Origin of the sequence: Corallococcus sp. AB049A (assembly GCF_003668885.1) — a bacterium.
Classification (GTDB): Bacteria; Myxococcota; Myxococcia; order Myxococcales; family Myxococcaceae; genus Corallococcus; species Corallococcus interemptor.
Window position 1 is genome coordinate 1 of the sequence record NZ_RAWL01000001.1, and the last position, 12,980, is coordinate 12,980.

Genomic DNA, 12,980 nt, shown 5'->3' on the forward strand with positions numbered 1-12,980 from the left:
CCCCTACCCCAGGCCCTTCCCCAACCCTCATTCACAGGAGCCGTCTGACATGCGCATCGTCTACCTGCACCAGTACTTCAACACCCCCACCATGCACGGGGGCACGCGCTCCTATGAGCTCGCGCGGCGCCTGGTCTCCATGGGCCATGAGGTCCACATGGTGACCTCCGACACGCGCGTGGACGCCGGCACGAGCAAGGGCTGGCGCGAGTCCAACGAGAGCGGCATCCAGGTGCACTGGCTGCCGGTGCCCTACAACAACGCCATGAGCTACCCGGACCGCATCCGGGCCTTCAGCCACTTCGCGGTCAACTCCACGCGCCGCGCCGCCCAGCTGCCCGCGGACGTCTTCTTCGCCACCAGCACGCCGCTCACCATCGCGGTGCCGGGCATCGCCGCGTCCCGCTGGAACAAGCGGCCCATGGTCTTCGAGGTGCGGGACCTCTGGCCCGCCATCCCCATCGCGGTGGGCGCGCTCAAGAGCCGCTCCGCCATCCTGGCCGCGCAGCTGCTGGAGAAGGCCGCCTACGCGGGCGCGGAGCACATCGTCGCGCTGTCGCCGGGCATGAAGGCGGGCGTGGAGGCGGCGGGCGTGCCGCCGGAGAAGATCACCATCATCCCCAACCTCTGCGACCCGGAGCGCTTCCAGGTGCCTCCTTCCGCGGGCCAGGAGTTCCGCCAGAAGTACCCCTGGCTCCAGGACCGTCCCATGGTGCTGTACGCGGGCACGCTGGGGCTGGTGAACGGCGTGGAGTACCTGGTGCGGGTGGCCGCGGAGATGCGCAAGCTGGACCCGGAGGTCCGCTTCGTCATCATGGGCCAGGGCCGTGAGGAGGCCATGCTGCACGCGCTGGCGGAGCGGCTGGGCGTGAAGGGAGTGAACCTCTTCTTCCTGCCCAGCGTGCCCAAGGCGCAGGTGCCCGCGGTGCTGAGCGCGGCCACCATCGCCACGTCGCTGTTCACGGACGTGCCGGGCATGCAGGACAACTCCGCCAACAAGTTCTTCGACGCGCTCGCCGCGGGCCGCCCGCTGGCGCTCAACTACGGCGGCTGGCAGGCGGAGCTGCTGGACCGGGAGCCCTTCGGCCTGAGGCTGCCGCCCAAGGACATCCCCGCCGCGGCGGCCATGCTGGCCAAGAGGCTGCGCGACCCGCGCTGGCTGGCGGAGGCCGGCGCGCTGGCCGGCAAGCTGGGCCGGGAGCGCTACTCCGCGGACATCGCGGCGAAGCGCCTGTCGGAGGTGTTGCAGCGCGCGGCGGCGGCCCGGTCATGACGGCGCGCTCGGTGGGGGGCAACTTCATCTGGTCGCTCTCCGCCGGGCTCGTCTACGCCCTCGCGCAGTGGGGCGTCCTGGTGGCCTTCGCGCGGCTGGCCACCATGGAGGAGGTGGGCGAGCTCGCGCTCGCCCTGGCCATCACCGCCCCGGTGCTGCTGATGGCGCGCATGCAGCTGCGCACGCTCCAGGCCACGGACGCCAGGAGCGCCTTCGGCTTCCAGCACTACCTGGGCCTGATGGTGCTCAACGTCGCCGCGGGCGTGGTGCTCTGCTGCGCCATCGCCGCGGGGATGGCGGACTCGCTCCACGCGGGCTGGGTCATCGCGCTGGTGGCGCTGGCCAAGGGCTTCGAAGCCGTGAGCGAGGTGTTCTACGGCGCGCTCCAGAAGGTGGAGCGGCTGGGGCTCATCGCCCGGTCCACCATCGCCAAGAGCGTGCTGTCGGTGGTGCTGGTGCCGCTGGCCCTGTGGCTCACGCACAGCCCCATCGCCGGCGCGGCGGCCATGGCCTTCGCGTGGGCCATCGTCCTCTTCGTCTTCGACGCGCGCGCACTGAAGCGCGAGTTCCCCGGCGTGCGCCCCTGGAGCACCCTGTGGCGCACGCCGTGGCGCACGGAGGGCCCGCGGCTCAAGGCGCTCTTCCTGTTGTGCTGGGTGCTGGGCCTCACGGCGCTGCTGGGCGCGCTGCGGCCCAACATCCCGCGCTACCTCCTGGAGGCGCACGCGGGCCCGGCGGAGCTGGGCATGTACGCCGCGCTCGCGTACTTCGCCGCGCTGGGCGGCCGGGTGGTGCACTCCCTGGGACAGGCCGTGAGCCCCCGGCTGGGGCGCTACCACGCGGCGGGGGACTCGCGGCGCTACGGCAGGGTGCTGGCGGGCTTCGTGGGCGCGGCGGCGGGGGTGGGCCTGTGCGCCATCGCCGGCTCGGCGCTCCTGGGCCGCTGGGCGCTGACGCTCTTCTATGGCGCCGCCTATGCCGGAAACCTCACGTTGTTCGTCTGGCTGATGGCCGCCGCGGCGCTGGAGTACGTCTGCCTGAGCCTCGCGGTGGGGCTCACCGCGGCGCGCGAGCTCAAGGGCCAGGTGGTGCTGCTGGTCGTCTCCGTGGCCGTGGTGGCGCTGGGCAGTGCCATATGGGTGCCGCGCGTGGGCCCGGTGGGGGCCGCCTGGGCCCTGGGTCTGGGGTGGGTGTCTGAATTGGGATGCAGCGCGTGGCTCACCTTGCGCGTCTGGCGGCGGCTGACGGCGCCGGAGCCCGCGCAAGGGCTCCAACCCGTTCCAGACGCCCAGGTGGATGCCCGGGAACCGACAACAGGCTGAGTCCGGGGGGCGGTGGTGGCGGGCCGGATGGATTTCTAGGCTTTCCGGCTTCAAGGAGCGCCATACCCCATGCAAAGACAGACAGGCCCAGGGCTGTTCCTCAAGCGATGCATCGACGTGGTGGCGGCGGGCGCAGGCCTGGTATGTCTTTCCCCGGTGCTGGCCGCCACGGGGCTCTTCGTCCGGTTGACCATGGGCGGCCCCGTGTTCTTCCGGCAGCGGCGCCCCGGCAGGAAGGGCCACCCGTTCACCGTCCTCAAGTTCCGCACCATGCTGGACGCCACGGACGCGGACGGCCAGGAGCTGCCGGACGAGCAGCGGCTCACCTGGGCCGGCCGGCTGTTGCGCTCCACCAGCCTGGATGAGCTGCCCCAGCTGTGGAACGTGCTCCGGGGGGACATGAGCCTCGTGGGGCCCCGCCCGCTGCTCATGGAGTACCTGCCTCGCTACAGCCCGGAGCAGGCGAGGCGCCACGACGTGCTGCCCGGCATCACCGGCTGGGCGCAGATCAACGGCCGCAACGCGCTCAGCTGGGAGGAGCGCTTCCGGCTGGACGTCTGGTACGTGGAGCACTGGAGCCTGGCGCTGGACCTGAAAATCCTGCTGCTCACGGTGGTGCGCGTGCTGCAGCGCCAGGGCATCTCCTTCGCCAGCGAGGCCACCATGCACAAGTTCATGGGCACCCCGCTGCTGGAGGCCACCGTCGTGGCCCTCCGGCAGCCGGCGGACGCCCCGGTCAGCCCGCCGTCCGCATCCGCTGCGTCCGCGGAACGGCTCGGACCACCTCCACCACCCGTTCGAGTTCCTGGCGCGTGAGGTTGGAGCCGGACGGCAGGCACAGGCCGTGGCGGAACAGGTCCTCCGCCACGCCGCCCCGCCGCCGGTCGAAGCTCGCGAAGACGGGCTGCAGGTGCATGGGCTTCCACACCGGCCGCGCCTCGATGTTCTCCCGCTCCAGCGCCACCCGCACCGCCTCCCGGTCCGCGCCGAACGCCTCCGGGTCGATGGTGAGGGTCGTCAGCCAGCGCGTGTGGCGGCCCCACGGCGCCTCCGGCATGAATTGGATGCCCGGCAGGTCCCGGAAGGCCTCCACGTAGAAGTCGAAGTTCGCGCGCCGCGCGGCCACCCGGTCCTCCAGCACGTGCAGCTGCCCCCGGCCAATGGCCGCCAGCACGTTGCTCATCCGGTAGTTGTAGCCAATCTCCGAGTGCTGGTAGTGCGGCGCCGCGTCGCGCGCCTGCGTGGCCAGCTTGAGCGCGTGCTGCACCAGGTCGCCGTCCGCGGACACCAGCATCCCGCCGCCGGACGTGGTGAGGATCTTGTTGCCATTGAAGGAGTAGATGCCCACGCGGCCCAGCGTGCCGGGGACCCGCCCCTTGTAGGTGCTGCCCAGGGCCTCCGCCGCGTCCTCCACCACCGGCACGCCGTAGCGGTCACAGGCGGCCAGCAGGGGGTCCAGGTCCGCGCTCTGCCCGTACAGGTGCACCACCACCACGGCGCGGGGCAGCCGGCCCTGGCGGGCCCGTACCGCCAGCTCCTCCTCCAGCAGCGCGGGGTCCATGTTCCAGGACGTGCGCTCGCTGTCGATGAAGACGGGCGAAGCGCCCAGGTAGCGGATGGGATTGACCGACGCGGAGAAGGTGAGCGTGCTCACCAGCACGTCGTCGCCGGGCCCCACCCCCACCAGCTGGAGCGCCAGGTGGAGCGCGGCCGTCCCGGAGCTCAGCGCCAGCGCGTGCCGCGTGCCCACGCACCGGGCGAACTCGTCCTGGAAGGCGTCGACGTGGGGGCCCAGGGGGGCAATCCAGTTGCTCGCGAACGCATCGTCGACATAGCCGCGCTCGAGCGTGCCCATGTGGGGCGAGGACAGGTAGATGCGGGAGGACATGCGAAAGCTCCAGGCAAGGCCGGGCACTTGGATCCCGGCATGACCTGGAGCGTTCGCACACTCCCTCCTCCCGCGCGCTCGGGCGGGAGGAGGGGGTGTTTGTTTCACATTGGGGAATCCGGGCTAGAGCGCCGAACCCTGCGACAGCAGCTTCGCGTTGAGCGCGCCGTTGCCGTAGTACTGGGTGTTCTGACCCACGGTGTGGGTCTCCAGACGCTGCTGGAGGGCGGCGTTGTAGCGGCCCAGCTTCACCAGGCCGTCATTGAACCAGCCCGTGCCGCTGCCCGTGCCGTCCACGTAGTTGCCGTACTTCTTGGCGGACGGCCAGATGACGTTGTTCAGGGTGGTGACGAACTTGCGCATGTCCGCGTCCGTCCACTCCATGCCCGCGTCGTGGGCTTCCACGATGTAGGCCATCACGCCGTTGCCGTGCGCCACGTCCTGGCCCGGACGCTTCTTGGAGCCCCACTCGGCGGCCCAGAAGTACGCGTTGGCGTTCACCGGGCTGGCCATCAGCTGGCCGCGCAGCGACGAGGTGTTGTTGGGCATGTCACGGTTGATGTTGTTGAAGACGGTCATGTACTGCGCCCGCTTCGTGGCGTCCGTCGTCATCTTCGACAGGTCCATGGAGATGTACGCCCAGTGCGACGCCATGTGCGTATTGACGCGGTAGATGTAGCTGTTCGCGCCGCGCTTCATCCACTTCTCGAACATGTTGCGTTCGGTGAACGCCAGCAGCTTGTCGTACTGCGCCTTGTAGTTGCTGTTGCCGTAGAGCGCGGGCGTCTCACGGATGGTGCGCAGCATGCGCGTCACGTAACGCCAGCAGTAGCTTTCGAACAGCGGGACTTCCTGGCCCAGCGTGTCCGAGCGGGCGGACGCCCAGCCCAGGTAGCTGTCCTTGAACTGGCTGCGGGGCAGCGAAGAGGAGACCTTCGCGTGGTTGACCATGTTGTTCACATACAGCAGCGCCCGGTCCATGTACTGCGTCTTGCCGGTGGCGCGATACATCGCGGTGTTGCCGTCAATGCCGTACGCGAGGTCGTAGAACTGCCAGCTGTCCAGCGACTGGCTCTTCGGCAGGAAGCTGGAGGTGTGCTCCGAGTTCCAGCGGTTCAGGAACAGCGTCTCCCAGGCCGCGACCGTGCGCAGGCTGGTGGCGGCCTGGGCGGTGGTGCCAAGGCCCTCCGACTCGGTGGCGGTGGCAGGTGCTTCAGCGGCGGCAGGGGCGTCCGCCTCGGCCACGGGCGCGGAGGCAACGTCCTCCGACTCGGGCTCGCCGGGGACGGCCGTGCTCTCCTCGGGGGAAGAGGGAGCGAGCGTCTCCGCGTCCGGGCTGGCGACATCGGTGCTGCCCGGGGTGTTATCTCCGTTGGGACTGGCCGTGCTGACCGCGTCCTGCTCGGGGTTGGGGCCGCAGGCACCACCCACCAGCAGGGCAAGCGACAACAGGGACGACAGGGCGCGACCAGAGTTGCGACGACGGGATTCCAACATCAGGGGGGTCCTGTGGGGTAACTCCAACCAGACAGCCGATGGGTTACCCTGTTGTGGGAACGCCGGAGTGCGTTCACAGGACGCCAAAAGGCTTTGCGGGCCCGCGTAATTCCTTTGTGATTAGACAAAAAAATCACTGAAACAGGCTGTCAGTGGTCAGTGCAAGGCCCCGTGGGCCTGTCCGGCTGAGCTGGCGGACTCCGGGTGGGGGATAAATGACAAGGACAGGGCAGGCGAGCGCCATGCTGGTTCCCGACGCGGGCGCCTCGGCGCTGTCCGGGCAGTACTTCCGCTCCGAGCACCATCTGCGTGCGGAACACGTGACCCATACGCTGGTCATCCAACAAAGCAATACGGACAGGACGGTGCGGATCCCACTCATCGTGCGCGCGATTGAGGGGACGTCCTGGCGCGACGCCATCTCTCCGTATGGGTTTCCAGGCGGGGTGACGGACGGTTGGGACGGGGTTCCTGCTCCGGCGGTGGATTGGAGGGGCACGGAGCTTGTCAGCATCTTCGTGAGGGAGCGGGTCCAGGGGCCGCGCTGTTTCACGGGGGGCACGGCGCGCAACGAGGTCTTCTTCGTGGACCCGCGCCTCCCGCTCACGCTGCGGGAGATGCACCGCCGTCACATGCGGCGCAACGCGCGGCTGGGCTTCGTGAGCACGGTGCGCGCGTGCCGGGACGCGCCGCCGGAGGAGCGCGCGGGGTTCCGGGAGGTGTACCGGCAGACCATGGTCCGGGACCGCGCGTGCCACCGGTACTTCTTCTCCGACGCGTACTTCGAGGAGGTGTTCGCCTCACCGGAGGCGTGGCTCGCGACGACGCGCGCGCCGGACGGGGCGGTGGCCTCCGCGGCGCTGGTCGTCCGCAGCGACGGCCTGCTGCACTACTACCTGGGCGGCACGGCGGATGCGCACCTGGCGCGCTCCCCGGCGAAGAACGTCTTCGGGGAGATGATCGACCTGAGCGCCCGCATGGGGCTCCCGCTGCACCTGGGGGGCGGGCTCCTTCCGGGGGACGGGCTGGAGGACTTCAAGCGCGGCTTCTCCAACGCCAGCGGGCGCGTCCACACGCACGAAATCATCTGCGACGCGGCGGCGTACGCCGCGCTGTCGCAGGGCCGCGCTCCCCCTCCCAGCGGCTTCTTCCCGGCCTATCGGGCGCAGCCCCACGGATGAAGAAAGCCCCGGCCTCCCGCCCGTCAGGGGCAAGGGAGACCGGGGCTTGCCGGCGACAGCCGGAGCCGCGTGGGGTCAGGCGCTGACGTTCTGCTCCGCCGAGGAAGGCTTCGCGGGGAAGGCGGGCAGCACCTTCGCCACCGTCCCCTGTGGCTTCGACGGGGTGTACGCGGGCAGCAGGTCCTGGAGGGCGCGCTTCACGTCGTGGGTGTCACCGGCGCGGGCCGCGCGGTCCAGGCGCTTGAGCTGGAGCTGGAAGTCCGCGGGCGGCGCGGGGCTCCGGGCCACCTTGATGCGGTTGCGCACCTGCTGGGTGAGCTCCTCCTCCTCGGACATGAGGACCTCCTCCAGCTTCTCTCCCGGACGCAGCCCCGTGTAGACGATGGGGATGTCCTTGTCCGGCACCAGGCCCGTCATGGTGATCATGTTCGCGGCCAGCTCCGCGATGCGGACCGGCTCGCCCATGTCCAGGATGCACAGCTCGCCGTAGCCGCCCAGGCCTGCCAGCACCACCAGGCCCACCGCCTCCGGGATGATCATGAAGTAGCGGGTGCAGTCCGGGTGCGTGACGGTGACGGGGCCGCCCGCCTGGATCTGCTGCTTGAAGAGGGGCACCACGCTGCCCGCGGAGCCCAGCACGTTGCCGAAGCGCACGGCGCAGAAGACGGTGCGCGACGTGGTGGCGATGTCGCGGATGACCATCTCCGCCAGCCGCTTGGAGGCGCCCATCACCGACGAGGGCTTCACCGCCTTGTCGGTGGAGATGAGGATGAAGCGCTCGGCCCCGCAGGCGTCCGCCATGCGCGCCACGTTCTGCGTGCCGAAGACGTTGTTCTTGATGGCCTCCTCCGGCGCGTCCTCCATCAGCGGCACGTGCTTGTGCGCGGCCGCGTGGAAGACGTACTGCGGGGAGAACTCCTGGCCAATGCGCAGCATCCGGTCCAGGTCGCGGATGTCCGCCACCACGGAGTGCACCGGCAGGTGCGGGTAGCGCGACTGCAGCTGGCGCACCAGCAGGTAGAGCTCGTTCTCGTTGATGTCCACCACCACCAGCGACGAGGGCGAGTGCCCCGCCACCTGCCGGACGATTTCACTGCCGATGGAGCCCGCGCCGCCGGTGACGAGGATGCGGCGGCCCGTCACCAGCCGGTGCACCTCGTCGTGGTCGAACGAGATGGCGTCCCGGGGCAGCAGGTGCTCCGGCGACAGGTCGTGCAGCATGGCGGCGGTGATCTTCTGGTCCAGGTACGCGAACGAGGCCGGGATGATCTTGAAGCTGACGCTCTGGTGCCGGCACAGGCTCAACAGGTGCCGGGTGCGCTCCGGGGACAGCCGGGGGATGGCGATGAGCACCTGCGTCACCCGGTGCTTCTTCATCAGCTCCGGCAGCGCGTCCAGGACGCCCAGCACCGGCTTGCCATTGAGGTACGTCCCCTGCTTGCCAGGGTCGTCATCCACCAGCCCGATGACGTGCCACGGGCTCTCGCGGTCGCGCAACAGGTCGCGCAGGAGCAGGTCCCCGGCGCTGCCCGCCCCGACGATGAGCGTGCGCTGGGAGCCCTTCGCCCGCGCGCGCCGCCGGTCCAGGTACCACTGCCGGACCATGCGCGGCGCGAAGCGGTGGAAGCCCAGGAGCGTGGTGGTGACGAAGAACTCCAGCGCCACCACCTGCCACGGCAGCGACTCCATGAAGAAGATGGAGCGCACCAGCTCGAACACGATGGTGCCCGCGAGGCTGGCCAGCTCCAGCCGGACGGCCTCGTGGATGCCGGAGCGGTGGAAGGACCAGCGGTGCAGCCCCAGCCAGACGAGCGTCGCCAGGCGCACCCCCACCAGCAGCGCCACGGCCCGGGGCAGGACCTCCCGGCACGCCGGGGACAGCCCGTCACCGAAGTGCAGCATCGTGGCGAACAGCAGCGAGCCGGCGATGAGGACCGCGTCCACACCGAGCATCCGCAGCCAGCCGAACCGGTGGGCCCTGCGCGGCGCACCCTCCGGGGCCTCCCGCGGCGTTGCGTCCAGGCCCATCGCATCCAGATTCTGCCCGTGTCCCATTGATGTCTCCCCCTCCAAGCCGGCGTCCCGCGGACCTCCGCCGTCCTCCCAACCGCGCAAACAGGAAGACACGCCCTAGCTTGGAATCACGGAAAGGTGTGCTCGCATCCAGTGGCGCCAAAGCCGTCCGGGAGTGCTGTAAGACTGCCTTCCCGGGGGGCTGTAGGCGGTTGAGCAGGCGGCCTGCATCCAAGGGTGGAAACCCATCCATCCGGTATGGGAACCGCGTGGGGCGGGCGCGAGGCCAACGGTGCGCCCGCGAGGATGTATCAGGGATGCGACACGCGCCCGGGCGTCAGGGGCGGCCCCGTCCGGGGCGCGATGGTGGCGCCCGCTGGCGGACACTCCGCGAACCTTGCTCCCCCGGGGCCCGCCCGCCACGCTTGGGGCCATGACGACCGAATTCATCCTGCTCCGGCACGGGGAGACGGAGTGGAACGCCCTGGGGCGTCTGCAGGGGCACCTCAACAGCATGCTCAGCCGCGAGGGGCTGCGGCAGGCGGATGCGCTGGCGGCGCGGCTGTCCACCCATTCCTTCCAGGCCCTCTACAGCAGCGACCTGGACCGCGCGGTGCAGACGGCCTCCCGCATCGCGGCGAGGACGGGCCACGACGTCCAGCGGGACGCGCGCCTGCGGGAGCGCGGCCTGGGCGTGCTGGAGGGGCTGACGCGCGCGGAGGCCGGCCAGCGCCACCCGGACGTCTTCGCCGCGTACGCGGAAGGCCATGCGGACTACGTCGTGCCCGAAGGCGAGAGCGCGACGCAGCGCCTGCGGCTGGCGCTGCAATGCCTGGAGGACCTGGGCGCGCGCCACCCGGACGCCCGCGTGGTGGTGGTCACCCACGGCGGGCTGCTCAGCGCGCTGTTGCGCCACTGCCTGGGCATCCCCGCCACCCTGCCGCGCGCCTTCTCCGTCCTCAACGCGGGTTGGAACCAGTTCGACCTCCATGAGGGGTCCTTGCGTCTGGTGACGTGGGGGGACGTGAGCCACCTGCGCGCGCTCAGCCTGGATGACACCTGAGGAGACCTGGATCACCGTACAATGGCGCACGCCATGCACACGCCATCCGCTCCGGGACTGGGACCGCCGGTTGTCTTCGTAGGCCGCGCCCAGGAGGTCCGGCGCCTGGGGGACCTGCTGAGGCGCGTGCGCACGGGCGTCGTCTACGGGCTGCCGGGCGCGGGCAAGTCCGCGCTGGTGGCCGCGGTGGCCGCGAAGCACCGGGGGCCCGTCGTGCACCGGCGCGTGCGTCCCGGGGACACGCTGGACACGGTGGTGGACGACGTGCGCCGCCTCTTGAGCGACGCGCCGGTGGCGCAGGCGCTGTCGGACGCGTCGCGGCTGGAGGCGCTGGCGGGTGAGCTGGAGGCACGCCGCGCCCTGTGCGTGGTGGACGACCTGCACGTGCTCGGGCCCCGCGAGCGCGCGGCGCTGGTGGAGGACCTGGGAGGCCGGCTGAGGCAGGGCACGCTGCTGGCCACGTCCCGCGAATCCGTGCCCCGGCACGCGGCGAGCCCGGACCGGGTGGAGCTGCGGCTGGAGGGCCTGACGGAGGAGGCCGCCCGGGAGCTGTGGCGGGAGCTGGACGCGCTCTACGGCGAGCGCGACGGCTTCGACGAGGCCTGGGGCCGCTCACGCGGGCTGCCCTTCCTGCTGCGCCGCGCCCACGCGGGCGACACGGGCGGGGACGAGCCGGTGCGCGCGGCCCTCGCGGCGCTGCCTCCGGATGAACGCCAGCTGGCCGCGGTGCTGGCCCTGAGCCACCTGCCGCTCACCGCGAGCGCGCTGGAGCCGCTGCTGCCCGCGGGCGCGGCCGCGGAGGCGCTGCGCCAGCTGGGCGCGAAGCTGCTGGTGGAGACGGACGCGCGGGGCCGGTACGGCGTGCACGACCTGGTGCGCGAGGCGATGGTGTCCCTGGTGTCACCGGACGAGGCGCGCGCCGCCCACGAAGCGCTGCTGGAGGTCTGGGAGCGCGAGCCCCTGCCCGCCGTGGTCCGGGTGCGCGCGGTGTGCCGCCACCTCCAGGCGCTGGGCCGGCACGAGGCGCGCGCGGACTTCATCGTCGCGCAGGCGGAGAGCCTGGTGCGGCACGGCGCCGCGGACGAGCTCCTGAACCTCCTGGACTCGCTGCCCGCCGCGCTGCGCACGCCCCAGGTGCGGCTGGCCCACGCGCGCGCGCGGGTGCGGCTGCTCGACCTGCGCCGGGCCTACCCGGAGCTTTTGGCCCTGCGCGCGTCCCTGGAGGCCGCCGCCGGCTCTCCACGGCCGGAGTCGAACGAGTCCCTGCGCGAGGGCGTGGGCGCGGTGCTGGTGCGGGTGGCCCTCTTCGCGCTGGAGCCGGAGGCCTGCGAGCGCACGCTGGAGGCCATGCCGGTGCCCAGCAGCGCGGAGGTCTTCCTCCAGCAGCTGCTGGCCTGGACCGCGCTGCGCTTCTTCCAGGGGCGGCTCGACGAGTCCCTGGCCATGCTGGACAACGCCGCCGCCGCGACCGGGGACCGGCGCGTGCTGGGCTGGTGCGCCTACGCCCGCGCGCTGATGCTGTGGATTGAAGGCCGCGACAGCGAGCTGGCGGAGCCCCTGGCCCAGTGTGTGTCCTTGCTGGAGGACGCGCCGCTCGACTCGCGCGGCCCCCTGGTCGCGGCCATGTCCGCGGGCATCCTCAGCCGGCTGGGCCGCTTCACGGAAGCCGACGCCGCGCTCGCCAGCGCCCGGGAGCGCCTGGGCCAGCTGGGCGCGCCCCGCCTCGCGCTGGAGCTGGACTGCATCGCGGCGTGGGTGCGTGGAGAGCGGGGACAGCGGAGAGCGGCGCTGGAGGCGCTGCGGGACACGGAGGCCCGCGCGGAGCGGGCGGGCTACCTCTTCGTCCGGCTGCTCTGCCGCGTGGGCACGGGCCGGATGCTGCTGGAGCTGGGGCGGCGCGCGGAGGGCCGGGCCCAGCTGGACGCGGTGGAGGAGGAGGTCCGCGCGCGCGGCGTGGTGGGGCTGATGCGGGCCGCGCGGGTGGCGCGCACGCTGGACGTGCCCGGCCCGGACGCGGCGCCCGTCACGGTGGAGCCGCGCGAGGTACGCCCCGGCATCGCCGCCCGTCAGCGCGTCCTGGCCGCCCTGGCCGCCGCCCGGAGCGCGGATGCGACGCGCGCCACCGCGCTGCTCACCGCGCTGGAGCCGCTGCCCCAGGACGGGGACTTCGCGCTGGAGCGCACGCTCGCGCACCTGACCCGCGCCACGCTGCACCGGCACGCGGGCCGCGCCCGCGAGTCCCTGCAGTCCCTGGAGGACGCCACCCGCGAAGCGTCCGAGGGTGGGCTGGACCCGGAGCTGCTGGCGGAGCTGACCCGGCCCCTCGCCTCCGCGCCCAAGCAGGCCCCCGCGCCGGAAGCGGTGGTGCTGGACGCCCGCGGGCACGAGCTGCGCGCGCCGGGGAAGACGGTGTCCCTGGAGCGGCGCGCCCTGCCCCGGAAGCTGCTCTACGCCCTGGCCCGCCAGCCGGGACACGTCCTGTCGAAGGAGGACTGCGTGCGCGCCATGTGGAACGCGGACTACGACCCGCGCCTGCACGACAACGCGCTGCGCGTCCACGTCAGCCACGTGCGAGACATGCTGGAGGACACCGGCTGCCGCGTGGTCTTCGAGGACCCCGGCTACCGGCTGGAGGTGCCCCCCGGCTTCACCTTCATCGCGGTGTAGACAGTCACAGGTGTTTACATTCACTTCCGCTTTAATCGAGAATCCCGGCGCCTCACATTTCCCACAAAAACCGGGG

Annotated in this window: 9 protein-coding genes; 6 read left to right on the forward strand and 3 right to left on the reverse strand. The window is 71.6% G+C overall.

Annotated elements, in window-relative coordinates:
• Positions 1-49 precede the first annotated feature (49 nt).
• The 3 genes from D7X55_RS00005 (at position 50) to D7X55_RS00015 (ending at position 3,411) form a co-directional block, all read left to right on the forward strand.
• On the forward strand, positions 50-1,273 hold the full coding sequence (locus tag D7X55_RS00005) for a glycosyltransferase family 4 protein (RefSeq protein ID WP_120546892.1): 1,224 nt from the start codon (positions 50-52) through the stop codon (positions 1,271-1,273).
• Positions 1,270-2,595 (forward strand): lipopolysaccharide biosynthesis protein, encoded by a 1,326-nt coding sequence (locus tag D7X55_RS00010; protein ID WP_120546891.1) that lies wholly within the window; start codon positions 1,270-1,272, stop codon positions 2,593-2,595. The genes D7X55_RS00005 and D7X55_RS00010 overlap by 4 nt, the downstream gene beginning before the upstream one ends.
• A 69-nt stretch (positions 2,596-2,664) precedes the next feature.
• On the forward strand, positions 2,665-3,411 hold the full coding sequence (locus tag D7X55_RS00015) for a sugar transferase (RefSeq protein ID WP_121721816.1): 747 nt from the start codon (positions 2,665-2,667) through the stop codon (positions 3,409-3,411).
• Here the strand turns inward: D7X55_RS00015 and D7X55_RS00020 are convergent.
• Positions 3,332-4,483 (reverse strand): aminotransferase class I/II-fold pyridoxal phosphate-dependent enzyme, encoded by a 1,152-nt coding sequence (locus D7X55_RS00020; RefSeq protein WP_121721817.1) that lies wholly within the window; start codon positions 4,481-4,483, stop codon positions 3,332-3,334. The two genes, D7X55_RS00015 and D7X55_RS00020, sit on opposite strands and share 80 nt — an antisense overlap.
• 123 nt (positions 4,484-4,606) lie before the next feature.
• On the reverse strand, positions 4,607-5,980 hold the full coding sequence (locus D7X55_RS00025) for a hypothetical protein (protein ID WP_120546888.1): 1,374 nt from the start codon (positions 5,978-5,980) through the stop codon (positions 4,607-4,609).
• A 242-nt stretch (positions 5,981-6,222) separates the two neighbouring features.
• Here D7X55_RS00025 and D7X55_RS00030 point away from each other — a divergent pair, with 242 nt between their 5' ends.
• Positions 6,223-7,161, forward strand: a complete 939-nt coding sequence (locus D7X55_RS00030) for a GNAT family N-acetyltransferase (protein WP_120546887.1) — start codon at positions 6,223-6,225, stop codon at positions 7,159-7,161.
• Positions 7,162-7,236: 75 nt separating this feature from the next.
• Here the strand turns inward: D7X55_RS00030 and D7X55_RS00035 are convergent, their stop codons facing one another.
• Positions 7,237-9,189: a nucleoside-diphosphate sugar epimerase/dehydratase gene (locus tag D7X55_RS00035; protein ID WP_233609406.1), complete on the reverse strand. Its 1,953-nt coding sequence runs from the start codon at positions 9,187-9,189 to the stop codon at positions 7,237-7,239.
• 418 nt (positions 9,190-9,607) lie between these two features.
• On the opposite strand from D7X55_RS00035, the gene D7X55_RS00040 reads away from it, so the two are divergent.
• Positions 9,608-10,237, forward strand: a complete 630-nt coding sequence (locus D7X55_RS00040) for a histidine phosphatase family protein (protein ID WP_120546885.1) — start codon at positions 9,608-9,610, stop codon at positions 10,235-10,237.
• 33 nt (positions 10,238-10,270) lie between these two features.
• A complete protein-coding gene (locus D7X55_RS45450) occupies positions 10,271-12,904 on the forward strand; it encodes a winged helix-turn-helix domain-containing protein (protein ID WP_147442650.1) in 2,634 nt (877 codons plus the stop codon).
• Positions 12,905-12,980: the final 76 nt, after the last annotated feature.